The sequence below is a fragment of the Caulobacter sp. genome (assembly GCF_039596335.1).
GTDB lineage: Bacteria > Pseudomonadota > Alphaproteobacteria > Caulobacterales > Caulobacteraceae > Caulobacter.
On the sequence record NZ_JBCNJZ010000003.1, the window covers coordinates 347,627 to 372,431 of the forward strand.

The 24,805-nt window shown below is 68.4% G+C and carries 28 protein-coding genes and 1 tRNA gene; 15 read left to right on the top strand and 14 right to left on the bottom strand.

The window, feature by feature from the left end; all coding sequences use genetic code 11:
* The 5 genes from ABDW31_RS08260 (at position 1) to ABDW31_RS08280 (ending at position 4,689) form a co-directional block, all read left to right on the top strand.
* Positions 1-657, top strand: coding sequence for a TetR/AcrR family transcriptional regulator (locus ABDW31_RS08260; RefSeq protein ID WP_184718179.1), 657 nt, complete (start codon positions 1-3; stop codon positions 655-657).
* Positions 658-661: 4 nt separating this feature from the next.
* On the top strand, positions 662-1,180 hold the full coding sequence (locus ABDW31_RS08265; RefSeq protein WP_184718181.1) for a hypothetical protein: 519 nt from the start codon (positions 662-664) through the stop codon (positions 1,178-1,180).
* A 153-nt stretch (positions 1,181-1,333) separates the two neighbouring features.
* The gene (locus ABDW31_RS08270) at positions 1,334-2,548 is read left to right on the top strand and encodes an aspartate aminotransferase family protein (protein ID WP_184718183.1); all 1,215 of its coding nucleotides are present in this window, start codon (positions 1,334-1,336) and stop codon (positions 2,546-2,548) included.
* Between the two features lie 115 nt (positions 2,549-2,663).
* Positions 2,664-3,599 (top strand): ornithine carbamoyltransferase, encoded by a 936-nt coding sequence (gene argF / locus ABDW31_RS08275; protein WP_184718184.1) that lies wholly within the window; start codon positions 2,664-2,666, stop codon positions 3,597-3,599.
* A gap of 181 nt (positions 3,600-3,780) precedes the next feature.
* Positions 3,781-4,689, top strand: a complete 909-nt coding sequence (locus ABDW31_RS08280) for an Hsp33 family molecular chaperone (protein WP_184718186.1) — start codon at positions 3,781-3,783, stop codon at positions 4,687-4,689.
* 60 nt (positions 4,690-4,749) lie between these two features.
* Here ABDW31_RS08280 and apaG read toward each other — a convergent pair whose 3' ends face one another.
* On the bottom strand, positions 4,750-5,214 hold the full coding sequence (gene apaG / locus ABDW31_RS08285; protein ID WP_184718188.1) for a Co2+/Mg2+ efflux protein ApaG: 465 nt from the start codon (positions 5,212-5,214) through the stop codon (positions 4,750-4,752).
* Positions 5,195-6,379 carry an O-succinylhomoserine sulfhydrylase gene (metZ, locus tag ABDW31_RS08290; RefSeq protein ID WP_184718190.1) on the bottom strand — a complete coding sequence of 395 codons (1,185 nt, stop codon included), beginning with the start codon at positions 6,377-6,379 and terminating at the stop codon, positions 5,195-5,197. The genes apaG and metZ overlap by 20 nt, the downstream gene beginning before the upstream one ends.
* Positions 6,380-6,559: 180 nt before the next feature.
* Here metZ and ABDW31_RS08295 point away from each other — a divergent pair, with 180 nt between their 5' ends.
* The 7 genes from ABDW31_RS08295 (at position 6,560) to ABDW31_RS08325 (ending at position 11,784) form a co-directional block, all read left to right on the top strand.
* A complete protein-coding gene (locus tag ABDW31_RS08295) occupies positions 6,560-7,585 on the top strand; it encodes a 2'-deoxycytidine 5'-triphosphate deaminase (RefSeq protein WP_184718192.1) in 1,026 nt (341 codons plus the stop codon).
* A gap of 163 nt (positions 7,586-7,748) precedes the next feature.
* Entirely contained in the window at positions 7,749-8,564 is an 816-nt protein-coding gene (locus ABDW31_RS08300; RefSeq protein WP_343698467.1) for a TraB/GumN family protein, read from the top strand.
* A gap of 141 nt (positions 8,565-8,705) precedes the next feature.
* Entirely contained in the window at positions 8,706-9,002 is a 297-nt protein-coding gene (locus ABDW31_RS08305; protein ID WP_184718195.1) for a hypothetical protein, read from the top strand.
* Positions 9,003-9,107: 105 nt separating this feature from the next.
* The gene (locus ABDW31_RS08310) at positions 9,108-9,683 is read left to right on the top strand and encodes a hypothetical protein (RefSeq protein ID WP_343698468.1); all 576 of its coding nucleotides are present in this window, start codon (positions 9,108-9,110) and stop codon (positions 9,681-9,683) included.
* Positions 9,680-9,874, top strand: a complete 195-nt coding sequence (locus ABDW31_RS08315) for a helix-turn-helix transcriptional regulator (protein ID WP_184718198.1) — start codon at positions 9,680-9,682, stop codon at positions 9,872-9,874. Before ABDW31_RS08310 ends, ABDW31_RS08315 begins: the two co-directional genes overlap by 4 nt.
* Positions 9,875-9,955: 81 nt before the next feature.
* Positions 9,956-10,837, top strand: coding sequence for an alpha/beta hydrolase (locus tag ABDW31_RS08320; RefSeq protein ID WP_184718200.1), 882 nt, complete (start codon positions 9,956-9,958; stop codon positions 10,835-10,837).
* A gap of 62 nt (positions 10,838-10,899) precedes the next feature.
* Positions 10,900-11,784 (top strand): TraB/GumN family protein, encoded by an 885-nt coding sequence (locus tag ABDW31_RS08325; protein WP_184718202.1) that lies wholly within the window; start codon positions 10,900-10,902, stop codon positions 11,782-11,784.
* Between the two features lie 3 nt (positions 11,785-11,787).
* Here the strand turns inward: ABDW31_RS08325 and ABDW31_RS08330 are convergent, their stop codons facing one another.
* Both ABDW31_RS08330 and ABDW31_RS08335 read right to left on the bottom strand, forming a co-directional pair.
* The gene (locus ABDW31_RS08330; protein ID WP_184718204.1) at positions 11,788-12,381 is read right to left on the bottom strand and encodes an HD domain-containing protein; all 594 of its coding nucleotides are present in this window, start codon (positions 12,379-12,381) and stop codon (positions 11,788-11,790) included.
* Between the two features lie 79 nt (positions 12,382-12,460).
* Positions 12,461-12,535, bottom strand: a tRNA-Gly gene (locus ABDW31_RS08335).
* A 125-nt stretch (positions 12,536-12,660) separates the two neighbouring features.
* Between ABDW31_RS08335 and ABDW31_RS08340 the strand changes: the two genes are divergently transcribed.
* Positions 12,661-14,643: a S9 family peptidase gene (locus ABDW31_RS08340; protein WP_184718206.1), complete on the top strand. Its 1,983-nt coding sequence runs from the start codon at positions 12,661-12,663 to the stop codon at positions 14,641-14,643.
* A 100-nt stretch (positions 14,644-14,743) separates the two neighbouring features.
* On the top strand, positions 14,744-15,181 hold the full coding sequence (locus ABDW31_RS08345; protein WP_184718208.1) for a winged helix-turn-helix domain-containing protein: 438 nt from the start codon (positions 14,744-14,746) through the stop codon (positions 15,179-15,181).
* A gap of 41 nt (positions 15,182-15,222) precedes the next feature.
* Here the strand turns inward: ABDW31_RS08345 and ABDW31_RS08350 are convergent, their stop codons facing one another.
* The 6 genes from ABDW31_RS08350 to ABDW31_RS08375 form a co-directional block, all read right to left on the bottom strand.
* Positions 15,223-15,570: an EF-hand domain-containing protein gene (locus ABDW31_RS08350; RefSeq protein ID WP_184718210.1), complete on the bottom strand. Its 348-nt coding sequence runs from the start codon at positions 15,568-15,570 to the stop codon at positions 15,223-15,225.
* 138 nt (positions 15,571-15,708) lie between these two features.
* A complete protein-coding gene (locus ABDW31_RS08355) occupies positions 15,709-16,926 on the bottom strand; it encodes an RtcB family protein (protein ID WP_184718212.1) in 1,218 nt (405 codons plus the stop codon).
* A gap of 368 nt (positions 16,927-17,294) precedes the next feature.
* On the bottom strand, positions 17,295-18,233 hold the full coding sequence (locus ABDW31_RS08360; RefSeq protein ID WP_184718214.1) for a prephenate/arogenate dehydrogenase family protein: 939 nt from the start codon (positions 18,231-18,233) through the stop codon (positions 17,295-17,297).
* Complete coding sequence (gene hisC, locus ABDW31_RS08365; protein ID WP_184718216.1) at positions 18,234-19,355, bottom strand: histidinol-phosphate transaminase; 1,122 nt, start codon at positions 19,353-19,355, stop codon at positions 18,234-18,236.
* A gap of 19 nt (positions 19,356-19,374) precedes the next feature.
* Positions 19,375-20,175 carry a chorismate mutase gene (locus ABDW31_RS08370; protein WP_184718218.1) on the bottom strand — a complete coding sequence of 267 codons (801 nt, stop codon included), beginning with the start codon at positions 20,173-20,175 and terminating at the stop codon, positions 19,375-19,377.
* A gap of 104 nt (positions 20,176-20,279) precedes the next feature.
* A complete protein-coding gene (locus ABDW31_RS08375) occupies positions 20,280-21,290 on the bottom strand; it encodes a DUF2125 domain-containing protein (protein ID WP_184718220.1) in 1,011 nt (336 codons plus the stop codon).
* A 29-nt stretch (positions 21,291-21,319) separates the two neighbouring features.
* Here ABDW31_RS08375 and ABDW31_RS08380 point away from each other — a divergent pair, with 29 nt between their 5' ends.
* A complete protein-coding gene (locus ABDW31_RS08380; protein ID WP_184718222.1) occupies positions 21,320-21,868 on the top strand; it encodes a gamma-glutamylcyclotransferase in 549 nt (182 codons plus the stop codon).
* Here ABDW31_RS08380 and ABDW31_RS08385 read toward each other — a convergent pair.
* The 4 genes from ABDW31_RS08385 to ftsE are packed head-to-tail and all read right to left on the bottom strand — an operon-like array spanning position 21,865 to position 24,800.
* Positions 21,865-22,569, bottom strand: coding sequence for a lysophospholipid acyltransferase family protein (locus ABDW31_RS08385; RefSeq protein ID WP_184718224.1), 705 nt, complete (start codon positions 22,567-22,569; stop codon positions 21,865-21,867). The genes ABDW31_RS08380 and ABDW31_RS08385 overlap by 4 nt on opposite strands.
* The gene (locus ABDW31_RS08390; protein WP_184718226.1) at positions 22,566-23,189 is read right to left on the bottom strand and encodes a YdcF family protein; all 624 of its coding nucleotides are present in this window, start codon (positions 23,187-23,189) and stop codon (positions 22,566-22,568) included. Before ABDW31_RS08390 ends, ABDW31_RS08385 begins: the two co-directional genes overlap by 4 nt.
* Before the next feature lie 13 nt (positions 23,190-23,202).
* The gene (locus ABDW31_RS08395; RefSeq protein WP_184718228.1) at positions 23,203-24,096 is read right to left on the bottom strand and encodes an ABC transporter permease; all 894 of its coding nucleotides are present in this window, start codon (positions 24,094-24,096) and stop codon (positions 23,203-23,205) included.
* Complete coding sequence (gene ftsE / locus ABDW31_RS08400) at positions 24,093-24,800, bottom strand: cell division ATP-binding protein FtsE (RefSeq protein ID WP_184718230.1); 708 nt, start codon at positions 24,798-24,800, stop codon at positions 24,093-24,095. Before ftsE ends, ABDW31_RS08395 begins: the two co-directional genes overlap by 4 nt.
* Positions 24,801-24,805 lie beyond the last annotated feature (5 nt).

The following is a 24,805-nucleotide window of genomic DNA, read 5'->3' on the forward strand; positions in this document are numbered from 1 at the left end:
ATGTCTTCAGTTCGATCATACAATTCGGCGCTGCGGCGCGACCAGGCCGAGGCCACCCGGGAGCGGATCCTGGCGGCCATGGCGGCGCTGGTGGAGGAGGGCGACGGCCAGGCCCCGACCAACCGCGCCGTCGCCGAGCGCGCCCAGGTCACCGAGGTCACCGTCTATCGCCACTTCCCCAGCCGCGAGCTGCTGCTGAAAGGCCTGTGGGAGCACCTAAACCGCAAGGACGGTGTGCGCGTCGGCATGCCCGAGAGCCCTGCCGACCTGCTGGCCAAGATCAAGCCCCTGATGGCCAGCTTCGACGCTAGCCCGGCCCAGATCGTCGCCCGGGTGACCACGGCCCAGGGCCGCGCCGCCCGCGCCAGCCTGGATCCCGAGCGTCGCGAGGCCTTCCTGGGTCTGGTCGCCCAGGCCGCGCCTGCGTTGCCCGAGGGCGAGCAGGCCAAGGCCGCCGCCGTGCTGCAGCTCTTGTACTCGGCCTATGCCTGGATCTCGCTGCGCGAGCAGTGGACCCTGTCGGGACCGCCCGCCGCCGACGCGCTGGGCTGGGCCGCCGAGGTCCTGCTGGCCGACCTCAAGACCCGGGGCGGCGCGCCCGTCGCCCCCGACCCCTTCGCCCAGTTCGACACCCACGCGTATCAGCCAGAAGCCTGATCCCATGATCGCCCACGTTTCCATTCCCGCCCGTGACCCGCGCACCGTCGCCGAGGTCTTCGGCGCCATCATCGACGGCGTCGTCATGCCGTTCCCGGTCGTGGAGGGCGCCTTCGTCGCCATCGCCCGCGACGGTTCGGGCCTGGGCGTCGAGGTCGTGCCGCACACCAGCGCCCATCATCCGGGGCAGGGGGCGCCGGACAGCCGCGTCTCCGACGGCCCCTTCGTGATGCCGTGGGAGACCCAGATCCGCCAGGACGGCGCGACCCAGGACGCCAGCGGCTTCCACGTCGCCATCACCAGCAAGCTGTCGGCCGACGAGATCCTGGCTCTGGGCGCGGCCCACGGCTGGCGCGCGGTGCACTGCGATCGCGGCGGCGTCTTCGACCTCGTCGAGCTGTGGATCGACAACCGCGTGCTGGTCGAGGTGCTGCCGCCGCAGGGCAGCGCCCGCTACCACGCCTTCTACACGCCCGAGGTCGCCGGTCGGATGTTCGCTGGCCCGCCGCACGCCAGTGTGTGACCCAAGCGACAAAAGTCGCAGATTTCGCCGCGTTTTCAGGGCGTCGTCATCGTCCGTTGATTGACACGACCGCGTTCGAAGCCGACAACCTGCGGCCTTCCGGTCCCCGTGCTTTCAGCACGGGGGCTTCTTTCCTTTTTGGGAGGCCGGTCCTTGAGCACCGCGACGTCGTCCAACCCCTCGCAGAACCACATCATGGGCGTGTACAACCGCGCTCCGCTGGCGTTCGAACGAGGCCGAGGCGCGCGACTGTTCTCGACCACGGGTGAAGAGTACCTGGACTGCGTGGCCGGCATCGCCACCTGCGGCCTGGGCCACGCCCATCCGGCGCTGGTCGAGGCGCTGAAGACCCAGGGCGAGAAGCTCTGGCACGTCTCCAACATCTACACGATCCCCGAGCAGGAAGTGCTGGCCGACAAGCTGTGCGCGGCCACCTTCGCCGACGTGGTGTTCTTCACCAACTCGGGCACAGAAGCCATTGAGTGCGCCCTGAAGGCCGCCCGCCGCTATCACGTGATGAACGGCAATTCCGAGCGCATCGACATCATCGGCTTCGACGGCTCGTTCCACGGCCGCTCGTACGCGGCGGTCAACGCCTCGGGCAACGCCGGCTATCTGGACGGCTTCGGCCCGCGCCTGCCGGGCTTCATCCAGCTGCCGTTCGGCGACATGGACGCCCTGAAGGCGGCCATCGGCCCGACGACCGCCGGCATCATCATCGAGCCCGTGCAGGGCGAGGGCGGCGCCCGTTCGCTGACCCCGGCCCAGCTCTTGGAGCTGCGCCAGATCACCCGCGACGCCGGTATCCTGCTGATCTACGACGAAGTTCAGAGCGGCATGGGCCGGACCGGCAAGCTGTTCGCCCACGAATGGGCGCCGGGCAGCGAGCCGGACATCATGTGCGTGGCCAAGGCCCTGGGCGGCGGCTTCCCGGTCGGCGCCTGCCTGGCCTCGACCGAAGGCGCCAAGGGCATGACCCCCGGCACCCACGGCTCGACCTACGGCGGCAACCCGCTGGCCATGGCGGTCGGCAATGCGGCGTTCGACGCGATCAACAGCGATGAGCTGCTGGACAACGTCAACACCGTCGCCGGCTACTTCACCCAGCAGCTGAACGGCCTGAAGGACCGCTTCCCGGACGTCGTCGTCGACATCCGCGGCAAGGGCCTGCTGATCGGCATCAAGGTCGTGCCCAACAACCGCGAATTCATGGTCATGGCCCGCGATCAGAACCTGCTGATCGCCGGTGGCGGCGACAACTGCGTGCGCCTGCTGCCGCCGCTGAACCTGACCATCGAGGAAGCCAGCGAGGCGATCTCCAAGCTCGAGAAGGCTTGCGAAGTCGCCCGCGCCAAGGCCTCGGCCTAGGGCTCTCTTTTCACCGTTTTCCCGGCGAAAGCCGGGACCCAGATCAAGCCCGTCGACTTCCAGGATGTATCTGGGCCCCGGCTTTCGCCGGGGAGACGGGAATAGGGATAGTCAGATGGCTCAACCCCGCCACTTCATCGACCTGTGGAAGCTGGACGGCGCGACCCTGCGCCTGATGCTGGACGACGCCCACGCCCGCAAGACCGCCCGCAAGGGCTGGCCGCAGGGCAAGGTCGACGCCGATGCGCCGGCCAAGGACCGCGTGCTGTCGATGATCTTCCAGAAGAACTCGACCCGCACCCGCTTCTCGTTCGACGCCGCCATGCGCCAGCTGGGCGGCAGCGCGATCATCTCGACCGCCTCGGACATGCAGCTAGGCCGTGGCGAGACCATCGAGGACACCGCCAAGGTGCTGTCGCGCATGGTCGACGCGGTGATGATCCGCGCCAACAGCCACGCCGACGTCGAGCGCTTCGCCCAGGTCTCGACCGTGCCGGTGATCAACGGCCTGACCGACAAGAGCCATCCGTGCCAGATCATGGCCGACCTCTTGACCATCGAGGAACATCGCGGCCCGATCGCCGGCAAGACGATCGCCTGGGTCGGCGACGGCAACAACGTCTGCTCAAGCTTCATCCACGCCGCCCCGCTGCTGGGCTTCGAGCTGAAGATCGCCTGCCCGGCGGTCTATCACGCTGACCTGCACGACCTGGCGCGCGCCGAGAGCCTGCAGGGCAAGGTCAGCATGATGACCGACGCCAAGGACGCCGTCCGCGGCGCCGACGTGGTGGTGGCCGACACCTGGGTCTCGATGGGCGACACCGACCACGACGAACGCCTGGCCGCCTTCGAGCCCTACCAGGTCGACGACAAGCTGATGGACCTGGCCGCCGCCAACGGCGTCTTCCTCCACTGCCTGCCCGCCCACCGCGGCGAGGAAGTCACCGACTCGGTGATGGACGGTCCGCGCTCGCTGGTTTGGGAAGAGGCGGAGAACCGCATCCACGCCCAGAAGTCGGTATTGGCCTGGGCGTTCGGGGCGATTGGGTAGAGCTTCCAGATCCTCCCCCGCGTTGCGGGGGAGGTGTCGGCGAAGCCGACGGAGGGGGCAAGCTGGAGGTCGGCCGAGTTGGCCCCCTCCGGCCCGCTGGGCCACCTCCCCCGCAACGCGGGGGAGGATCTAAAAGCGCGGTACTCGCAATTGATGCTCACCCATCCTATCTAGCCTCCCCATGACCGACATCGCTTCCAATCCTGCCGTCCTCGACGACGTCGTTTCCGCGTTTCAGATCGAAGGCCTGCCCGTGCGCGGCCGCATGGTTCGCCTGGGCGAGGCCGTGAACGAGGTGCTGACGCGCCATGCCTATCCCGATCCGGTGGCCAACCTGCTGGGCGAGGCCTGCGCGCTGGCGGCCCTGGTCGGCTCCAGCCTGAAGTTCGAGGGGCGGCTGATCGTGCAGGCCCAGGGCGACGGCCCGGTGCGCTATGTCGTGGTCGACTACGACACCAGCGGCGGCCTGCGCGGCTATTGCCGGTTCGATCCGGACGAGGTCGCGGCGATCTCGGAAGGCTTCACGCGTCCGGGAGCCAAGACCCTGCTGGGCGGCGGCGTGTTCATCATGACCCTGGACCAGGGCGCGGACATGGACCGCTATCAGGGCGTCACCCCGATCGAAGGTGAGACACTGGCGCTGTGCGCCGAGCAGTACTTCGCCCAGTCGGAGCAGACCCCGACCCGCGTGCGCCTGGCCGTCGGCCAGGTCGACACTGGCGAGGGGCCGCAATGGCGCGCCGGCGGCATCCTGATCCAGGCCATCGCCGGCGACCAGTCGCGCGGCGAGACCCAGGAAGCCTGGAACCACGTGCAGGCCCTGTTCGAGACCACCGGCGAGGACGAGCTGATCGACCCCACCGTCTCGACCCCGACCCTGCTGTGGCGGCTGTTCAACGAGGACGGCGTGCGTCTGCTGGAGGAAAAGCCGCTGCGCGCCTTCTGTCGCTGCTCGGAAGACCGCATCGGCGTGGTGATGGACTCGTTCTCGGCCGAGGAAATGGCCGACATGGTCGAGCCCGACGGCAAGATCCACGTGACCTGCGAGTACTGCTCGCGCGTGTACCATCTGGATCCGCCGGCGGCGTGAGGCGGGCCCAGTCCTGAATGAAGAAGCCGGCGCCCGAAAGAGCGCCGGCTTTTTTGTCGCCTAGTTCAGCTTCAGCGCCGCGCCCGGCAGATGCAGCGAGAACTCGGGGATCTCGATGTCGAAGACCTCGCCCTCGGCGTTGATCATCGAATAGCTGCCCTTCATCGCGCCCGAGGGGGTGGGGAGGGGGCAGTTGGAGACGTAGCGGAAGGCCTCGCGGGGCTTCAGTTCCGGTTGCTCGCCGACCACGCCGCTGCCTTCCACGTCGTTCACGCGGTTGAAGCCGTCTGTGATGCTCCAGCGGCGCGATATCAGGGTCACGGTCTCGACGCCGTGGTTCTCGATCTCGACCGTGTAGGACCAGAGATACAGGCCCTGGTCCGGCGAGGACTCCTCGGCCGCATAGACCGGGAAGACGCGCACGACGATGTCGCGCGTGCGCGCTTCATAGGCCGAGCCGTCCTGGCCGCGACGACGACGCATCCGCTGCATCGGCGGAGAGGTTTCACGCCTGATCGAGCGCACGGATCACATCCCGCTTGAGGTCTTCGACGCTTTCCAGGCCCACCGACAGACGCACGCCGCCTTCGGTCACGCCCAGCGACGGACGTTCTTCCTCCGGCACCGAGCGGTGCGTGGTGGTCGGCGGGTGGGTGGCCATGGACTTGGCGTCGCCCAGATTGTTGGAGATGTCGACGATCTCCAGCGCATTCAGGAACTTGAAGGCCGCTTCGCGCGAGCCCAGGTCCATGGCGATGACGGTGCCGCCGCCGCTCATCTGCTTCTTGGCGATCTCGTAGCCCGGGTGGTCCTTGCGGAACGGGTAGAGGACCTGCTGCACCTTCTTGTGCTCGGCCATGACGTCGGCCAGCGCGGCGGCGGTGTCGCTCTGGCGGCGCACGCGCAGGTCCAGGGTCTCGAGGCCCTTCAGCATCACCCAGGCGTTGAACGGCGACAGGGCCGGGCCGGTGTGGCGCACGTAGTCGCGGTAGAACTCTTCGTTGATCGCCTCGCTGGTCAGGATGGCCCCGCCCAGCACGCGGCCCTGGCCGTCGATGTGCTTGGTGGCCGAATAGACGACGACGTCGGCGCCCAGCTTCAGCGGCTGCTGGAAGATCGGGGTGGCGAAGACGTTGTCGACCACGACCTTGGCGCCGACCGCATGGGCCAGCTCGGCCACCGCGGCGATGTCGGTGATCTCCAGGACGGGGTTCGAAGGCGTCTCGATCAGCACCGCCTTGGTGCCCGGGCGGATCGCCGCTTCCCATTCGGCCAGGTTGGTGGCGTCGACGAAGGTGGTCTCGACCCCGAAGCGCGGCAGCAGCTCGGCGACGATCCAGCGGCACGACCCGAACAGGGCGCGGCCCGCCACGACGTGGTCGCCGGCCTTCACCAGGCCGATCAGTGCGGCATGGACCGAGGCCATGCCGGTGGCCTGGGCGCGGCAGACTTCCGCGCCTTCCAGCAAAGCCAGGCGGTCCTCGAACATCTTCACGGTCGGGTTGTTGAACCGCGAATAGACGAAGCCCGGCTCGTCGCCGGCGAAGCGGCGGTCGGCGCCCTCGGCGCTGTCATAGGTGAAGCCTTGCGTCAGGTAGAGCGCCTCGGCGGTCTCCATGAACTGCGAGCGCGCGATGCCCCCACGAATGAGCTTCGTCGCGACGTCCCAGTCTTTAGGATCCTCGGCCACGGGCCTAACCCTCCCTACGCGTAAAAGAGCCGGCATAAGGAGCGGCGAGGGGGTCTTGGTCAAGCGCCATCACCCCATCCGCGACCGGAGAATTGTCACGCGCGAAAATCACATTGTCACAGGCGAGCTTGCGGAGGTCTTACCTTGCGTTTGCGGCTCGGTTTCGCGAGTGTCGCGCCGATGACCGACGCCCACGCCGCAGGGATTCTGCCCTGCCAGAACATCGAAGATCTGATCGCTCAAGAAGCGATCGTTTCGGCCACGCCGTTCGACGTCGATCAGGTGCAGCCGGCCAGCCTGGACCTGCGCCTGGGCGCGCGCGTCTGGCGCATCCGCGCCTCCTTCCTGCCGGGCCTGCATCGCAAGGTGTCCGAGCGCCTGAAGGACGTGGCGATGCACGAGCTGGACCTGACCAAGGGCGCGGTGCTGGAGAAGGGCTGCGTCTACATCGCCGAGATCCAGGAGCGCCTGACCCTGCCGATGACGGTGTCGGCGCGCGGCAATCCCAAGAGCTCGACCGGCCGGGTCGACGTTTTCGTGCGCCTGCTGACCGACCATAGCCGCGCCTTCGACGACGTGGACGCCGGCTATACCGGCCCGCTCTATATCGAGATCGCGCCGCAGACCTTCTCGGTGCTGGTCCGCGCCGGCACGCGCCTGAACCAGCTGCGCCTCAAGCGCGGCGAGCCGGCCAAGCTGGCCACCCGCAGCGTCGGCGTCGACCTGCTGTCGGACACCGGCATCGTCGGCTTCCGTGGCCGCCGCCACGCCGGCGTCGTCGACCTGGACCACGAGGACGGCCACGACCCGCGCGACTACTGGGAGCCGCTGGAGGCCCGCCACGGCGAGCTGCTGCTGGATCCGGGCGAGTTCTACATCCTGGCCTCGAAGGAAGACATCGAGATCCCGGTGCTGGAAGCGGCTGAAATGACCCCGATCGATCCGTCGGTCGGCGAGTTCCGCGTCCACTATGCCGGCTTCTTCGACCCCGGCTTCGGCACGGAAGAGGCCGCCGCCGTCGGCTCCAAGGGCGTGCTGGAAGTCCGCAGCCACGAGACGCCGTTCCTCCTGGAAGACGGTCAGACCGTGGCGCGTCTGGTGTATGAGCCCCTGACTTCGCGCCCCGCGCGACTCTATGGCGAAGGTGGGTCGCACTACCAACGCCAGGGGTTGAAATTGTCCAAGCATTTCAAGGCCTGGAGCTAGCTGAGGCGTTAGGTCGCGGCCGCGCTTAGGGCCGCGTTCAGCAGACTCGCGCTTATCTGAGGGCCTGTTCTAGTCGGGCTCTTGAGACATGTTGCGTGGCGTAGTGAGGCGTCTGCCGCGAGGATTGCTCGCGGCTGGCCTCGTCTGGATGGTCGGAGCCGGCGTGGCCAGCGCGGCCCCGGCGATGTGGGAAGTCCGCGACAAGGACTCCGTCGTCTATCTATTCGGCTCGATGCACGTGCTGCGTCCGGACGTGCGCTGGCGCACGGCCGCCTTCGACCGCGCCTATGCCGCCGCCGACAAGGTCTGGTTCGAGACCCGCATCGACGTGCCGCCGGAGCGCATCCAGTCCCTTGTCGACCAGTACGGCGTCGATCCCGAGCGCTCTCTCACCCAAAAACTCTCGCCCACGGCCCTGGCCACCCTGCGGCCGGTGCTGGACCGGGGCGGCGTGCCGCTGGAGCGCGTCGAGCGCCTGCGGCCCTGGGCGGCGGCGATGATGCTGTCCGTCGCGCCCATGGTGAAGGACGGCGGCGCCGTCGCCAGCGGCGTCGACGCGGCGACTACCCAGCGGGCCCGCGTCGCTGAAAAGCCGATCGACACGTTCGAGACCATCGAGCAGCAACTGCGCATCTTCGCCGACCTGCCCGAGCAGGCCGAGCTCGACTACCTGGACGATGTCGCCCGCGAGCAGCTGACCCCGCCGCGCCACGGCGTGGCCTTGGAGCGCGCCTGGCTGAAGGGCGACATGGACGCCCTGGGCTCGCGCCTGGTCGGGCCGATGAAGGTGGGCCGGCCGGCGCTCTACGAGGCGCTGCTGCACCGGCGCAACCTGGCCTGGGCCGACCGTCTGGACGCCGAGATGCGCCAAGGTTCGGGGGCTCAATTAGTTGTGGTCGGGGCCCTGCACATGGCGGGAAATCAAGGGCTTCCGGCCCTGATGAAGGCCCGTGGCTACGCGGTTCGGAGGATCCAATGACGTGTCGCGCGGCAACGCGCCGCACTACATCTGGTGGACAGGTTGAGCCTTTCCACAAATTCTAGTCCCGTTCCCGCGACAAGCGAGCGACTGAGTCGCCAGCCCCCGGGACACCGGTTGGATAAGTTCATGGAGGCCCTCTTGGCCCGCATCGCACATGATCCGTTCCTGATCCTCCAAGGCCGCGTCGAGGCCTGGGAGCGTTGCGCGCGCATTCCCGGCTGCGACAAGGCCGTCTGGCGTCAGGACGCTCAAGGCCGCGTGATCCGCTGGTCCGACTTCGGCGATCGCTTCTCGCGCTATGGCTGGGAAGTGGCCAGCCGCCCACGTCCCGGCGTGCTGGGCCGCGCCCTGGCCTTTAAGCGCCAGGAGGCCGTGCACTGGCGCGGCCTGACCGCCGACACGCCGACGGCCGATCCCTTCCGGCAAGCCGCCTAGAGGCAAGCTTACTCTACAAAAAGACAAAGGTGCTTGACATGATTGCGCTCTGAGATGACAAGTTGGCTTGTCAAATTGAGAGGGGAGCTTGTCATGACGGATGCGATGTCCTTGCCGCTGAGACGGTTGCTGTTCGCGCTGGGGATCCTGGCCTTCATGGCCGCGCTTTCGGCGATGGCGATTTTGAAGCCGTTCCATGGCGTGGCCTCGTTGGTCGCGATCTTTGTCTGGGCCGTCGGCTTTCTGGCCTTCACCTATTTTGGCAGCGCCAAGATGAGCGATTGCCAACCGAACGGGCCGGCGATGGTCCGCTATCGCCGACGACTGGCCATGGCGATGCTGACCTATTTCATCGTGCTCATGGGGTCCATCTGGCTACTGAAGGCGGGCGGGCTGAGTGGGGCGCTGCTGTGGCTGGTCGCGGCTGCGCCGGCCGCGCCCATCCTGTGGGTGCTGGTCATCATGGGCCTGTACCTCAAGGAAGAGAGCGATGAGCTTGAGCGCGCCATCCATGTTGAGGCGATGCTGTGGGGGCTTGGCGTCGTATTGGGCGTCTCGACCGTCTGGGGCTTCCTGAGCAACGCCGGCGTCCTGCCGACGCCACCGATGTTCCTGACCTTCCCGCTGTTCTGCGCCGCCTGGGGGATCAGCCAGGGATTCATCCGGAGGCGCTACCGGTGAAAAACCGCCTGAAGGTGCTGCGCGCCGAGCGTGACTGGAGCCAGGCGGATCTGGCCGACAAGCTCCAGGTCTCGCGCCAGACGATCAACGCCCTGGAGACGGGCAAGTACGACCCCAGCCTGCCGCTGGCCTTCAAGATCGCCCGGCTGTTCGAGCAGCCGATCGAAGCGATCTTCCAGGACGAGGCGTAAGGCCTCTCCACCCGACCGAAATCCCTGCCGCTCGGCGCGCTGCGCCGAACCCTTCCGCACGCCTGTTATCTGGAGACCTCCATGCGAAAGCTTCGCAACATCCACCTGTTCGCCATTCTGATCGCCATGCTCACCGCGCTGGGCATGTTCAGCGGCGCCAAGGCCGCCGAGCGGATGAGTGTCACCGTCACGGGGCAGGGGCCCGACGTGGTGCTGATCCCGGGTCTGGCGTCTTCGGGCGCGGTCTGGGACGCCACGGTCAAGCAACTGTCGGCCTCGCACCGCGTCCACGTGGTGCAGGTGGCGGGCTTCGCCGGCGCGCCGGTGGCCGGCAATGCCGAGGGACCGGTGGTCGAGCCGCTGGTCGAGGCGATCGACGACTACATCAAGTCGGCCAAGCTGAAGTCTCCGGCGGTGATCGGCCATTCGCTGGGCGGCTTCACCGGCCTGCTGCTGGCTCAGCGTCATCCGCAGGATGTCGGCCGCCTGCTGATCGTCGACAGCCTGCCGTTCTTCGCCACCCTGATGTCGCCGACCGCCACGGTCGAGGCCGTGCGCCCGCAGGCGGCCGCCATGCGTGACGCTATCGCCGGCATGGACGCGGCCACCTTCGAAGGTCAGCAGACCCTGACCCTGCCGCGCATGGTCAAGTCGCCGGACGGGCTGAAGGCGGCGCTGGAATGGTCTAAGACTTCGGACCGTGGGGCCGTGGCCCGCGCAATGTACGACCTGATGACCACCGACGCCCGCCCGGGCCTGCCGCCGATGAAGACGCAGGTGACGGTGCTGTATCCGATGGACCCGACCACGGGCGCGACGCCCGCCATGGTCGACGGCCTGTACGGCAATGCCTATGCGACCCTGCCGGGCGTGACCCTGAAGCGGATCGACGACGCGCGCCACTTCATCATGCTGGACCAGCCCCAGGCCTTCGCTGCGGCGGTCGAGGCTTTCCTGCGCTGAGCCTAGCCTTGCGTCTGGCGGCGGCGCGCTTCAAGCATGGGGTCTTCAGTAACGGGGGCTCCATGCTCAGCAAGCTTTGTCGGTCGGCGCGCCATCTCGCGGTCGCCCTGGTTTCGGTCCTGGCCATTCCGGGCGCGGCCCTGGCCGAGCCGGCGATGTGGGCGATCAAGGACGCGGACTCGACGATCTATCTGTTCGGCACGATCCACGCCCTCAAGCCCGACGTGCAATGGCGCTCGCCGTTGATCGACAAGGCCATGAAGGACAGCGGTGACCTGACGCTGGAGATCATCGGCGGCGACGACCCGGCCGTGATGCAGCCGCTGGTCATCAAGTACGGCCTCAGCCCCGGCCAGAAACTGTCGGCCCGCATCGGCCCCGAACGCTTCCAGCGCGCCAGCGAACTGGCCAAGAGCGCGGGCATGCCGCCGGAAATGCTGGAGATCATGCGCCCCTGGATGGCGGCGGTGTCGCTGTCGATGGCCCCGATGATCAAGGCCGGCTACGACCCCAAGGCCGGCGTCGAGCAGGTGCTGCTGGCCATGGCCCGCGAGGGCGGCAAGGCCCAGGCTGGCCTGGAGACCCCCGAGCAGCAGGTGCGCTTCTTCGCCGACCTGCCGGCCAAGACCGAGGACGACTTCCTGGCCTCGACCCTGGAGGACGCCGAGGAGGGCCTGGCCAAGATCGACAGCCTGGTCGCCGCCTGGGCCGCCGGCGACGTGCCGCGCCTGGAGAGCGAATTCGTCACCGAGATGAAGGGGGAATATCCCCAGCTCTACGACCTGCTGATCGTCAAGCGCAACGAGGACTGGGCCCGGCAACTGAAGACCAAGCTGGCCGGCTCTGGCGTCAGCTTCGTCGCCGTCGGCTCGGGTCACCTGGTGGGCCCCGACAGCGTCCAGGCCCAGCTGGCGAAGCTGGGGATCAAGACGGAGAAGGTGGAGTAGGGGTTACTCCGCCGCCGCCCGCAGATAGATCGACCGCTTGGGCGTGCTCATCACCCGCTGCAGCATCGGCTCGAAGGCCTCCAGCGGCATGGACTGGAACTTCGGGTCGAAGGCTTCCTGGTCGTACTGGTGGCAGAACTTGGCGGTGTGCTCGAAGTCTGGATGGCCCCGGAACTGGTCGCGCATGTCGCGGTCCAGGCCCAGGTGGTGGAAGAAGTAGTACCCCTGGAAGATGGCGTGGTGGGCCACCATCCAGTGGTTTCGCTCCGACACGAAGGGCTGCAGGATCGCCGCGGCGATGTCGGCGTGATTGCGCGGACCCAGAATGTCGCCGATGTCGTGCAGCAGGGCGCAGACGACATATTCCTCGTCCTCGCCGGCCTGATGGGCGCGGGTCGCGGTCTGCAGGCTGTGCTCCAGCCGGTCGATGGCGAAGCCGCCGCAGTCGCCCTTCAGCAGGTTCAGGTGCGCGATCAGGCGGGTGGGCAGCTCGCGCCCGAACTCCACCGAGGCGCCGGCGATGATGCCCCAGTCCTCGGGTGTGCCATCGGTCATGGCATGGAATTGGGCGCGCGGATGATGGTCGCCGTCGGCCATGGCGTTTCTCTCCCCAAACGTCTGTTTGAGGCGATCGTGCGCCCGAAGGCGGGATCCGTCAACGAAGGGGAGGGAGCCTTGGAGCGGGCGGGGGGAATCGAACCCCCGACATTCAGCTTGGGAAGCTGACGTTCTACCTCTGAACTACGCCCGCCAGAGGACGCTCCGTTTAGCCCGCCTCGTGCGCGTACTCAAGCGGTGATGGCGAGACTTGATTTCCCGCCGCGGCTTGACCTCTAGTGGGCCTGTTTCGGGGGCTTCAGCTTAAAGTCGTTTCAGATGATGCAGTTCTATCGCTCGGCCGTTTCGGGGCTGGCCGTCCTCGCGTTCGCCGGTGCGGCGCAGGCGGCCGAGAACCCCGCCGCCAAGGCTTTCGGCGCGCGTGAGGTGGTGCTGGACGCCAGCCTGTCGCCGGACGGCAAGTCGATCGCCATGATCCAGCCGCTGGCGAACGGCCAGGCCTCGGCCCTGGTCGTGGCGCCGACGGACGGCTCCAGCCAGCCCAAGCCGATCCTCAGCGCGACCGGCCGGCCCGACCGTCTGACCGGCTGCGGTTGGGTGTCGAACACCCGCCTGGTCTGCGACATCTACATGGTCACCTTGCAGGACGCCCGGAAGCTGGTGTTCACCCGCGTGGTGGCGCTGAACGCGGACGGCAGCAACGTCAGGGAGCTCAGCGCCAACTCGAACAACGTGGTGGTCGAGTACCAACAGTTCGGCGGCGACGTGATCGACTGGCTGGTCGACGAGCCGGGCGGCGGCGCGGTTCTGATGACCCGCCACTATCGCGAGGAGGCCACCACCGGCACCCTGCTGGCCAACCAGCGCCGGGGCCTGGCGATCGAGAAGATCGACACCAACACTGTCCAGCGCACCCAGGTCGAGCCGCCGCGCGGCGACGTCGTGCGCTACATCTCTGACCAGCACGGCGTGGTGCGGATCTACGGCCAACGGCCCAAGACCAACACCGGCTACGACACCAACCGGATCAACTACTTCTACAAGCCCGTCGGCGGCGGGGCCTGGGCGCCGCTGTCCAGCTATGACGGCGACGCCCACACCGGCTTCTTTCCCACCGACGTCGACCAGGGGCTGAACGCGGCCTACGGCTTCGAATGGATGGACGGGCGCCGCGTGGCCGTGCGCATGGCGCTGGACGGCTCGGGCAAGCGCGAGGTGCTGCTGGCCCACGACGCCGTCGATGTCGACCGCCTGATCCGCGTGGGCCGCCAGCATCGCGTGGTCGGCGCCAGCTACGCCACCGAGCGCCGCCAGGTCGAGTTCTTCGATCCGGCGCTGAAGGCCACGGCCGCGGCGCTGTCCAAGGCGCTGAACCAGCCGATGATCCGCTTCGTCGACGCCAGTCAGGACGGATCGCGCCTGCTGCTGTGGGCCGGCGCCGATGTCGAGCCGGGGCGCTACTATCTCTACGACAAGACCGCCAAGCGCCTGGCCGAGGTGACGCCGGGCCGTCCCGAACTGACGGGCTACAAGCTCTCGCCGGTCAAGCCGGTCTCGTACAAGGCCGCCGACGGGACCGACATCCCGGCCTATCTCACCCTGCCGCCGGGCTCGGACGGCAAGTACATCCCGGCCATCGTCATGCCGCACGGCGGTCCGGAAAGCCGCGACGAATGGGGCTTCGACTGGTTGGCCCAGTATTTCGCCCAGCGCGGCTTCGCGGTGCTGCAGCCCAACTTCCGCGGGTCGGCCGGCTATGGCGAGGCCTGGTTCCAGAAGAATGGCTTCCAGTCGTGGCGCACGGCCATCGGCGACGTGGTCGACGCCGGCCGCTGGCTGTCGTCGCAAGGCATCGCCGCGCCGGGCAAGCTGGCGATCGTGGGCTGGTCCTACGGCGGCTACGCGGCCCTGCAGTCGTCGGTGCTGGACGCCGACCTCTTCAAGGCGGTGGTCGCCATCGCTCCCGTCACCGATCTTGAGGCGCTGCGCGAAGAGGCGCGGGCGTTCACCAACTTCAAGATCGTCGACAGCTATGTCGGCCGTGGACCGCACGTGAAGGAGGGCTCGCCCGCCCAGAACGCCGCCCTGATCAAGGCCCCGGTGCTGATGTTCCACGGCGACCAAGACATGAATGTCGGCGTCGCCGAGTCCCGCCTGATGCAGGCGCGGCTGAAGGCGGCGGGCCGCCAGTCCGAGCTTGTCGTCTATCCCGGCCTGGACCACCAGCTGGATGACAGCCAGGCGCGTGCTCAAATGTTGGACAAGGCCGACGCTTTCCTGCGTGAGGCGTTGAAGCTCTAGCGGGAACGCGGACCGAAACGGCGGGCTCGGACAAATTCACGCCGCAACTTGCCGTCTCCATGCCGGCGGTCGCGGGGGCGAGCATGGAGTCGAGCGTCGCGTGCCAATCCTGACCGAAACCCCTCGTAGCTTCGATCCGGCTCCGGCCGTCCCGCACCGCATGGCGTTCGGCGACGTCATCGTCGAGATCGGCGCCCGCCGTGTCCGGGCCCCGCACGGGACCAGCGTCCTGGAGCCGCGCGCCTTCGACCTGCTGATGGCTCTGGCCGATCGGCCGGGCCTGACCGTGTCCAGCGCGCATCTGGTGGAGATGGTGTGGGGCGCCGGTGACGGCTCGGGCCAGGCGCTCAGCCTGTGCGTCGAGGCGCTGCGGCGGGCGTTGGCCGACGACGTGCAGGCCCCGCGCTTCATCGAGACCGTGCCGGGCATCGGCTATCGCTGGATCTTCGTGTCGCCCCGACCCCCGTCCATGACGGCGACTGCGACCGGCTGGCTGCGGCGTCCGGCCTGGGTGGCGACCCTGCTGGCCCAACGCTGACAGCGAAACGCCGCCCGGAGGACCGGGCGGCGTCGCGTATCTCAGTTCATCTCGGGCGGCGGACCGCCTTCCGGCGGCGGGGGCGGACCTTCGCCGCCCTGGCGCATCCGGCGCTGGCGCATGGTCTCGAAGGCGGTCTTCAGCTCGTCCAGGGTGATCTTGCCGTCCTTGTCGGCGTCGATCATCGCGAAGCGGTCCTCGGGACGCTTGGCGGCGACCCACTCGGCCTTGTCGACCACGCCGTCGGCATTGGTGTCCCAGGACTTGAAGACCTCTTCCGGCGCCGGCATCCGGCGAGGTGGTCCAGGCGGCGGCCCTTCCTGGGCGACGGCCGCGCCGGCGGTCAGGACGCCCGCGGCGCCGAGTGCAACGAGCAGAGTGCGTCGCATGAAGTGTTCCTCTCAGGGGATGATGTCCCTTGCCGCCTCATCGACCCTCAATGTTGCCGCCGTATTGCGCGATTGCGGCGGCGTGGGGCAGGGGCGCAACGCGAAACGCCGCCCGGTCTTGCGACCGGACGGCGTCCGCTAGCCCTTCACGCAAACGACCTGCCGCAGCGTGTGCACGATGTCGACCAGATCGCTCTGGGCGGTCATCACCGCGTCGATGTCCTTGTAGGCCATCGGCGTTTCGTCGATCACGTCGGCGTCCTTACGGCACTCGACGCCGGCGGTGGCCGCGACATGGTCGGCGAGGGTGAAGCGGCGCTTGGCTTCGTTACGGCTCATCGCCCGTCCGGCGCCGTGCGAGCACGTGCAGAACGAGTCCGGGTTGCCCTTGCCGCGCACGATGAACGACTTGGCGCCCATCGAGCCCGGGATGATGCCCAGCTCTCCGTCCTTGGCCGACACCGCGCCCTTCCGGGTCAGGTAGACGTCCTTGCCGAAGTGTTTTTCCCGCGACACGTAGTTGTGGTGGCAGTTCACCGCATGCTCGGTCACGGCCAGATCCGGGAACGTCCGCTTCAGCACGCCCAGCACCTGATCCATCATCACTTCACGGTTGGCCAGGGCGTACTTCTGCGCCCAGGCCACGGCCCGGACGTAGTCGTTGAAGCCCTCGCTGCCTTCCGCGAAGTAGGCCAGGTCCTCGTCCGGCAGGTTGATGAACCACCGGCGCATCTCGTGCTTGGCCCGTTCGATGAAGTAGGTCCCGAACCGGTTACCGACGCCCCGCGAGCCCGAGTGCAGCATCACCCAGACGTCGCCCGCCTCGTCCAGGCACAGCTCGACGAAGTGGTTGCCGGTGCCCAGCGTGCCCAGGTGGCCGTAGCCGCGCGGGTGGGCCGCCTTCGGGCTACGCGCGACGATGTCGTCGTAGCCGTCCTTCAGCCCCGCCCACTTCTCGGCCGCGATGGCCGGCGGCTCGACCTGCCAGGCGCCCTTGTCGTTGCGCCCGCCGTTGTCGGTCCGGCCGTGCGGCACCGCCGCCTCGATGTCCGAGCGGATGCCGAACAGGTTGTCGGGCAGGTGCTCGGCCCGGATCGAGGTGCGGACCGCCATCATGCCGCAGCCGATGTCGACGCCCACGGCGGCCGGGATGATCGCCTTGTAGGTCGGGATCACCGAGCCCACGGTCGCGCCCATCCCCCAGTGCACGTCCGGCATCACCGCCACGTGCTTGTGGATGAACGGCAGGCTGGCGACGTTGCGCAGCTGCTTCAGGGCGGAGTCCTCGATCGGAACCCCTTGGGTCCACGCCTTGATCGGCGCGCCCCCGCTTTCGATGTGTGTGAAGCCTCCCATGGGCTTCTCTCCTCTTGCTCCCCCTCCTGGCGTCAGGGCCGGCAAGTGTTTCCGCACAAACGAAAAACCCCTCCGGCTCACGGCCAGGAGGGGCTTTTTCGGACTTCCCGAGTTCAGTCGAACCCTAGACCGTGATCCCCTCCAACGCGCGCAGCGTCATGCCCTCGACCTGACGGTCGACGGTGACGTAAGCGGGCAAATTGGTCAGGGCTTTGTGCGCCATGGTCCTCATCCTTCGGGAGGCGGCCGATTACAGCGTTCTGTGTTCGGCCGCCAGCGGCTTTCCGTGAGGTGTCGCGGAAGTTGAGCGAATGTGGCTGGCGGGGCACAGGCGCTCGTGCGTCCTTCGAGCCCGCTGCACGGGCGCCTCAGCTCTTGCCGCGATCGCGCCCGAAGTTCGGCAGGGCGCTTTCCTGGCCCGCCGCGACGATGCCGCGGCGGATGGCGCGGGTGCGGGTGAAGTGGGCGTGCAGGGTGTCGGCGTCGCCCCAGCGGATCGCCCGGCTCATGGCCTGCAGGTCCTCGGTGAAGCGGCCCAGCATCTCCAGCACCGCATCCTTGTTGGCCACGAAGATGTCGCGCCACATGGTCGGGTCGCTGGCGGCGATGCGGGTGAAGTCGCGGAAGCCCGAGGCCGAGTACTTGATGACCTCGTTCTCTGTGACGTTCTCCAGGTCGGCCGCGCTGCCGACGATCGTGTAGGCGATCAGGTGGGGCAGGTGGCTGACGACGGCCAGCACCAGGTCGTGGTGCTTTTCCTCCATCAGCTCGACCTGGGCCCCGAAGGCGCGCCAGAAGGCCGAGAGCTTGGCGACGGCGGCGGCGTAGTGCTCGTCGTCGCTGGTCAGGGGGGTGAGGATCGTCCAGCGGTTCTCGAACAGCTCGGCGAAGCCGGCGTCGGGGCCCGACTGCTCGGTGCCGGCGATCGGGTGGCCAGGGATGGCGAAGATCTTCGAGATGTCCTGGGCGCGGAAGGCCTCGGCGACATTGGCCTTGGTCGAGCCGACGTCGGTCAGGGTGGCGCCGGGCTTCATGGCCGGGACGATTTCGGCGACCAGGCCGGGAATCGAGAGAACCGGCGTGGCGATGACCACCAGGTCGGCGTCGCGCACGGCCTCGGCGAGATCGCCGGTGACGTGCTCGGCGACGCCCAGTTCCAGCGCGCGGGCGCGATGGGCCTCACTGGCGTCGGCGATCGTGACCTCGCCGACGACGCCGTGCTGGCGCGCCGCGCGAAGGACCGAGCCGCCGATCAGGCCGAAGCCGACGACGGTGAGCTTGGGGTAGAGGATGCCGGGATTGGACATCTAGCGGCTCATGAACTCACGCAGCAGCTCGATCACCGCGCGGTTCTGCTCTTCAAGCCCAATGGTGATGCGGATGCCGTTGGGCAGGCCGTAGTTGGCTACGGCTCGCACCAGATAGCCCTTTGATGCGAGGAAGGCCTCGGCCTCCAGGGCGGTCTTGCCGGGCGTAGTCGGGAAGGTCGCCAGCACGAAGTTGGCCGCCGACGGCGTCACCTCCAGGCCCAGGCCGCCCAGCTGCTGGGCCAACCACGGACGCCATTGCTCGACCAGGGCCAGCGAGCGGGCCTGGAAGTCGTCGTCGAACAGGGCCGCGACGGCGGCTTCCTGGCCGGGGATCGAGGTGTTGAACGGCGGGCGAATGCGCTCGATCGGCGCGATGATGTGGTCGGGGGCGTAACCCCAGCCCACGCGCAGGGCGGCAAGCCCGTGCAGTTTGGAGAAGGTGCGGGTGACGATGACGTTCTCGGCGGTGCGGGCCAGGGCCAGGCCGTCCTCGAAGCCGGGATCGCTGCAGAACTCGGCATAGGCGCCGTCCAGCACCAGGATCACCGAGGGCGGCAGGGCCGCGTGGAGGCTGCGGATCTCCTCGCCCGACAGCCAGGTGCCGGTCGGGTTGGCGGGGTTGGCGATGAACACCAGCCGCGTGCGCTCGTCGACGCACTTGACCACTTCATCGATGTCGATGCGGTGGTTGATCTCCTTGGCCATGCGGACCTCGCCCTGGCAGGCGCGGGCTCCGATGGCGTAGGCGGCGAAGCCGTGCTCACCCTGGACGATGTTGTCGCCCGGCTCGAGATAGACCTGGCACAGCAGGGCGAAGATCTCGTCGCTGCCGTCGCCGAAGGTCAGGCGCTCGGGCTCCAGCTTGAAGCGCTCGGCCACGGCGGCGCGCAGGATGCCGGCCTTGCCGTCCGGATAGATGTGCATCCGATCGACGGCGTCGCGATACGCCTGCTTGGCTTTGTCGCTGCTGCCCAGGACGTTCTCGTTGCTGGACAGCTTCACCGGATGGGCGACGCCCTCGACCTTGGCCTTGCCGCCCACATAGGCGTGGATGTCCATGATGCCGGGCTTGGGGACAGGACGGGGCGCGGCGAAGCGATCGGTCATCGGACTACTCAAGTTTTAAGTCGGGCGTCTCTTACACGTCGAACTGTTCGGGCGCAGCCCCGATGACGCCGGTCAGCTGGCCCGGGGCGCGGGCCAGGCGCTCGTCGTCGGCCATGAAGAAGCCCGACAGCGAGAACAGCTTCAGCCCGCCGGCCTCGGCGATCAGTTCGGCGGCGACGCCGTCCTGGCTGAGGGCGTCGGTGATGGCCGAAGCGCTCTTGGCCGAGTCGGTGACCCAGAAGGTCTGGTCGCCGCCGGTGGGCTCGACCTCGACCTCGGCCACGGCCAGGGCGGCCTGCGAGCCCCAGGTCGACAGGCAGGGCAGGGCGGCGAAGACCTTCAGCTTGGGCTCGGCCAGCAGGCGGCCCCACCACGGGGTCTCGGACGCCAGGGGCAGCACGGCCACGCCCCACGGCGCGCGGGCCACGGCCAGGGCTTCCTGCGGGGTCTGAACCAGCGACAGGCGCGGGGCAGTGCCGAAGCGCAGGCGGGTCAGTTCCACGGTGCGAGCCGGTTCGCGGCCGCCGCAGACGGCGATCTGATAGGGACCCTGGCGCGCCAGGTTGTCGGCCATGATCTCGCGCCAGATGCGGATGACCAGGGCGTTGGAGGCGCCCTTGCGTGGGCTCTCCAGCAGCTTGCGGACGATCTGGGCCTCGCGGCCGGGGCGCAGGCCAAAGCCGGTGTCGCCCGAGGCGCGCTTGGCGGCGGCGACCGCGCCGGCCAGGCTGGCGCGCTCGTCCAGCAGCTTCAGCAGTTCACCGTCGATGGCGTCGAGCCGCCATCGGACCTCTTCGAGAGACGGTGTGGCGTCCGTCGCGTCGCTGCCCATGTTCTTCCCCGAAATTGGAGGCCGGACCATAGTCTTTGCCGCCGAACACGCAATACCTCGCCGTTCCGGGGAAGAAAATTGCGCGTCCGGCGACCCTTGGTTGGTCAATAGACGGTCGGGGCGGGGCCGGTGTCGATCATGCCCAGAAAGCTGCGGCCGTTCTCGAACTTCAGGCTGGCCTCGATCACCGGCTCCTGGCCCACGGCCTGGGCGGCGGCGGCCAGGGCCTGCTGGGCGTTGCGGATCGGCTGGCCAGGGCGGACCCGTTCCTTGATCGCCACCTCGAGCGCGCCCGTCAGGCGGCCTTGGGAGTCGACCGACAGCACGCCGGACTCGGCCTTGCCCTCGGCGTCGCCGGCCAGCAGCTGGCTCTGCTGGAAGGTGATCTGGCCGCCGGCGGCGCTCCATTGCTTCACCGCGGCTTCCCAGTTGCGGCCGCGCAGCTGCGAGACGTGCGACAGGCGGGTTTCCAGCAGCATCGAGGCGGTCTTGTCCTGGGCGATGCGGCCCAAGAGGCCGGTGAACGCGGTCTTGGCGCCGCCGGCCTTGAAGAAGATCGCGCCCTGGTCGTCAGGACCGCCGCGCACGTGCAGCTGCATGTTGTCGGCCGAGACCAGCTGGAACGGCTTGGAGCCCGGGGCCGGGGTGAAGATCAGCTTCACGCCCTCGACCGACATGCGCGGCGGATATTCCTTGATGTGCGAGATGCTGGCCCGCAGCGCCTGGCCCGTGATGGTGACGTCGCCGGCTTCGGGGCGGGTCAGGACCACGCCCTGCGGGGCGACCAGCACCCAGTGGGTCAGGTCGAAGATCTCGGCCTCGCCCTTCAGCTGCGGCGCGCGGACGGCCCAGCCGGTGGGCTCGGCGACGCGGACGTCGGTTAAATCGAGGTTCATGCGGAACGGAAAGCCCGAGAAGGTCCGGCCGCCCCAGGACAGGTCATAGCCGCGCGACTTCAGGTCGGCCGACTGGGCGTCCATGCGCTGCTCGGCCTGGCCGCGCAGCCAGAACCAGCCATAGCTCCAGCCGCCTGCGACGAGGGCGGCGAGGATGAAAGGTGCGAACAGGCGACTGCGGCGGGCTTTGCGAGACGGGGCGGCGTCGTTATGGGTCATGAAGTGGGCGCGTCCAGTCGGGAACAGTGATGAGCTTTGAAGGCGGCGGTGATCGCTGGGTGTTCGGATACGGATCGCTTATGTGGCGGCCCGGGTTCCCGTTCATAGACCGAAGAACGGCTGTGCTCCACGGCCGGCGGCGGGCCTTCTGCATCTATTCGGTCCATCATCGCGGCACCTACGAGCGGCCTGGGCTGGTGCTGGGCCTGGCGCCCGGCGGCGCGGTGCGTGGCATGGCCTATCGTGTGGCCGAGGCCGAGTGGGAGGACGTCTACGCTTATCTGCGCGAGCGCGAGCAACCGACCGAAACCTATTTCGAGACCTGGCGCGACGTGAAGATCGACGGAGGAGAGAAGGCGCCCGCCCTGGTCTTCCTGTCAGACATGAAGCACCAGCAGTGGGCCGGCGCCCTGACGCTGGAGCAGCAGGCCGAGCTGATCGCCGGCGCGACCGGGCTGTCGGGACGCAATGTCGACTATCTCAGCGACCTGGTTTCGCACCTGCGCGAGGACGGCGTGCGCGACATCGCCATGGAGCGCCTGCTGAAGATGGTCGAAGCGCGCGAGGCGACGGTCTAGAGACCCTCGTCCTCCAGCGCCTTGGTCGCCGTGTCGATGCGGGTCTGCAGCTCGCGCATGAACTCGCCGCGCTTCAGGCCGGCGGGGATGGGCTCCAGATATTCGAAGACGATCGTGCCGGGCTTGCGCAGGAAGCTCTTGTCCCAGTGGCTGCCGCAGTTCAGGGCCAGCGGCGTGACCGGCATGTTCAGTTCGCGGTACAGCGCCGCGATGCCGGGCTTGTAGTCGCCGGGCTCGCCGACCGCGCCGCGCGTGCCTTCGGGGAAGATCACGATCTGGCGGGTCTTCTGCATGCGGTCGACGGCGTCGCGGACCAGCTTCTTCAGAGCGGTGGAGTGGCCGTCGCGGTCGACCACGATCATGCCCGCTTTCAAGCCGTGCCAGCCGAACAGCGGCACCATCAAGAGTTCCTTCTTCATCACGAAGCAGGCGTCGGGCAGCAGGGCGAACTGGCTGAACACATCGAACATCGACTGGTGCTTGGCCGCAACCAGGGCCGGACCGGTGGGGCGTTGCCCGCGCACCTCGACCTTGACGCCGGCGATCAGGTTCAGCGCGACGATGATGCCGCTCGACCAGGTCTTCAGGCACCAGGTGTTGACCCGGCGCGGCAGCGGGAAGGCGGCGATCATGCCGACGGCCCAGGCGACGGACCACACCCAGAAGAACAGCTGGAACAGGATCGAACGCAGGTAGATCAAGACGCTTCCTTCGCCGCCGGCTCGGCGGGCTTATCCTTCGGGCCGAGTCCTAGGAACGCTTCACGGCCCAGGATCGCCAGGTACTTGCAATATTCCACGATCATCCGCCGGGCGCTGGCGCTGGTCTTCCACCAGCGACGGGCGGCCAGGCTCTCGGTCTCGATGGGGTAGGGATACAGCGCCACGCCGGGCATGGCGGCCGACAGCTCCAGCATCGAGCGCGGCATGTGGTAGTCGGCCGTGACCACGATCAGGCTCTTGTAGCCCTTGGACTTGGCCCATTCAGCCGTCTCGATCGCGTTGCCCACCGTGTTGGCGGCGGCGAACCCCAGGTCCACGCAGCAGTCGTAGATCGGCTTGACCGCCTTGGTCACGGTCTGGACGTCGGCGCGGGTGGCCTCGCGGTTGACGCCGGAGATCAGCAGGCGCTTGCCCTTGCCCTCTTCCAGCAGCTTTGTCGCGGCCTCTAGGCGCAGGTTCGAGGCTCCGGTCAGGGCGACGACCCCGTCGGCGGTGGGCGGTTCACGGGCGGGCGTGGAATGGTCCACGCGGCCGGTGAAGGCCAGGAGGCCCACGCCCCAGATCATCAGCGCGATCAGCAGCGCCGCTAGCGTTTTCATGATGCTTGGGTCTTCAAGGCATCTCCCCCACGATGCGCGACGCCGCCAGGCGGGCCGACAGGCCGGCGATCAGGGCCGCGACCAGCGGACAGGGCAGGGCGGCGGCGAGATCGATCCAGGCCAGCGGCAGCACCGGCGCAACCCCCGCGCCGCCGCCGAAGTACCGCACGGCCGCGCCGATCATGGCCGCGCTTGCGCCGCCCAGCAAGCCGGCCAGCGCGCCCATGGTGGCAAAGCGGTTCTGGAACAGCTCGGTGATGAAGCCCTGCTCGGCGCCGGAGAAGTGCAGCACCTCGATCACGTCGCGGCGGGCGGCCAGGCCCGCGCGGGTGGCGAAGGCGATGACGGCGGCGGCGGCGGCGGCGATCAGGGCGAAGACGCCCAGGGCGGCCAGCCGCGCCAGGTTGGCCGCGCGCTCGATGTCGGCGATCCAGCGGCTGTGGTCGTCCACCGTGGCGTCGACCCCGGCCGACTTCAGGGCCTTGTCCAAGGTCTCGGCCGTCGGCGGGCCCTTGGGATCCAGGTCCAGGGTCACCAGGCGCGGGGTGGGCAGGTCGTCGACCAGGGCGTCTTTGCCGATCCACGGCTCCAGCAGGGCCTCGGCCTTCTCGCGCGTCAGGGCCTGGGCCTCGACCACGCCGCGCACGCCCGACAGGGTCTCGGCGGCGCGAGCGGCGGCGCTGTCGGGGGTCTCGCCGGCGCGGGCGCGGACCACGACGGTGGCCGAGCCGGTCAGCTGGGCGGTCCAGCCGTGGGCGGCGCGGTTGGCGGCCAGGGCGGCAAAGCCCGTCAAGCAGGCCAGGAAGCACAGCACGGCGACCACGAACACCAGCGCCCCATCGCGGGCGTCGCGCGGAGGCAGCAGCGGGCCGGGCTTCCAGCGGCTGATCTGGAAGAGCTCGCTCATCGCAGCCCGCCCCCGCTGACCAGGCGGCCTTGCTCCAGGTGCAGGGTCGGCTGCGCGGCGCGCGAGACCAGCTCGGCGTCGTGGGTGGCGATCAGCACCGTGGTGCCCAGGCGGTTCAGCTCGACGAACAGCCGCAGCAGGCGCAGCGACATGGCCGGATCGACGTTGCCGGTCGGCTCGTCGGCCAGCAGAATATCGGGACGGTCGACCACGGCGCGGGCGATCGACAGCCGCTGCTTCTCGCCGCCGGACAGGGTGGCGGGCAGGGCGTGCATGCGGTCGCCCAGGCCGACCCAGCTCAGAAGCTCGGCGACGTCGTCGCGATAGGTGGCGGGCTTACGCTTTAGGATGCGCAGGGGCAGGGCGGCGTTGTCGAACACCGACAGGTGCTCCAGCAGCCGGAATTCCTGGAACACCACCCCGATCCGGCGGCGCAGGAATGGCAGGTCCGAGCTGTGGGTCAGGCTGACATCACGCCCAAAAAGCTCGACGCGACCCCGTGACGCACGGTGCGCCAGATAGATCAGCTTGAGCAGGGAACTCTTGCCCGCGCCGGAGGCTCCGGTGAGGAAGTGAAACGAGCCCTGGTCCAGGGAAAAGCTTATGTCTCTTAGGGTTTCCGGCGCTCGGCCGTACCGCATGGAGACGCCGTCGAAGCGGACCACCGGTAGGACGTCATCGCCCTGTTGTGTGTCGATCCGCAAAGCGC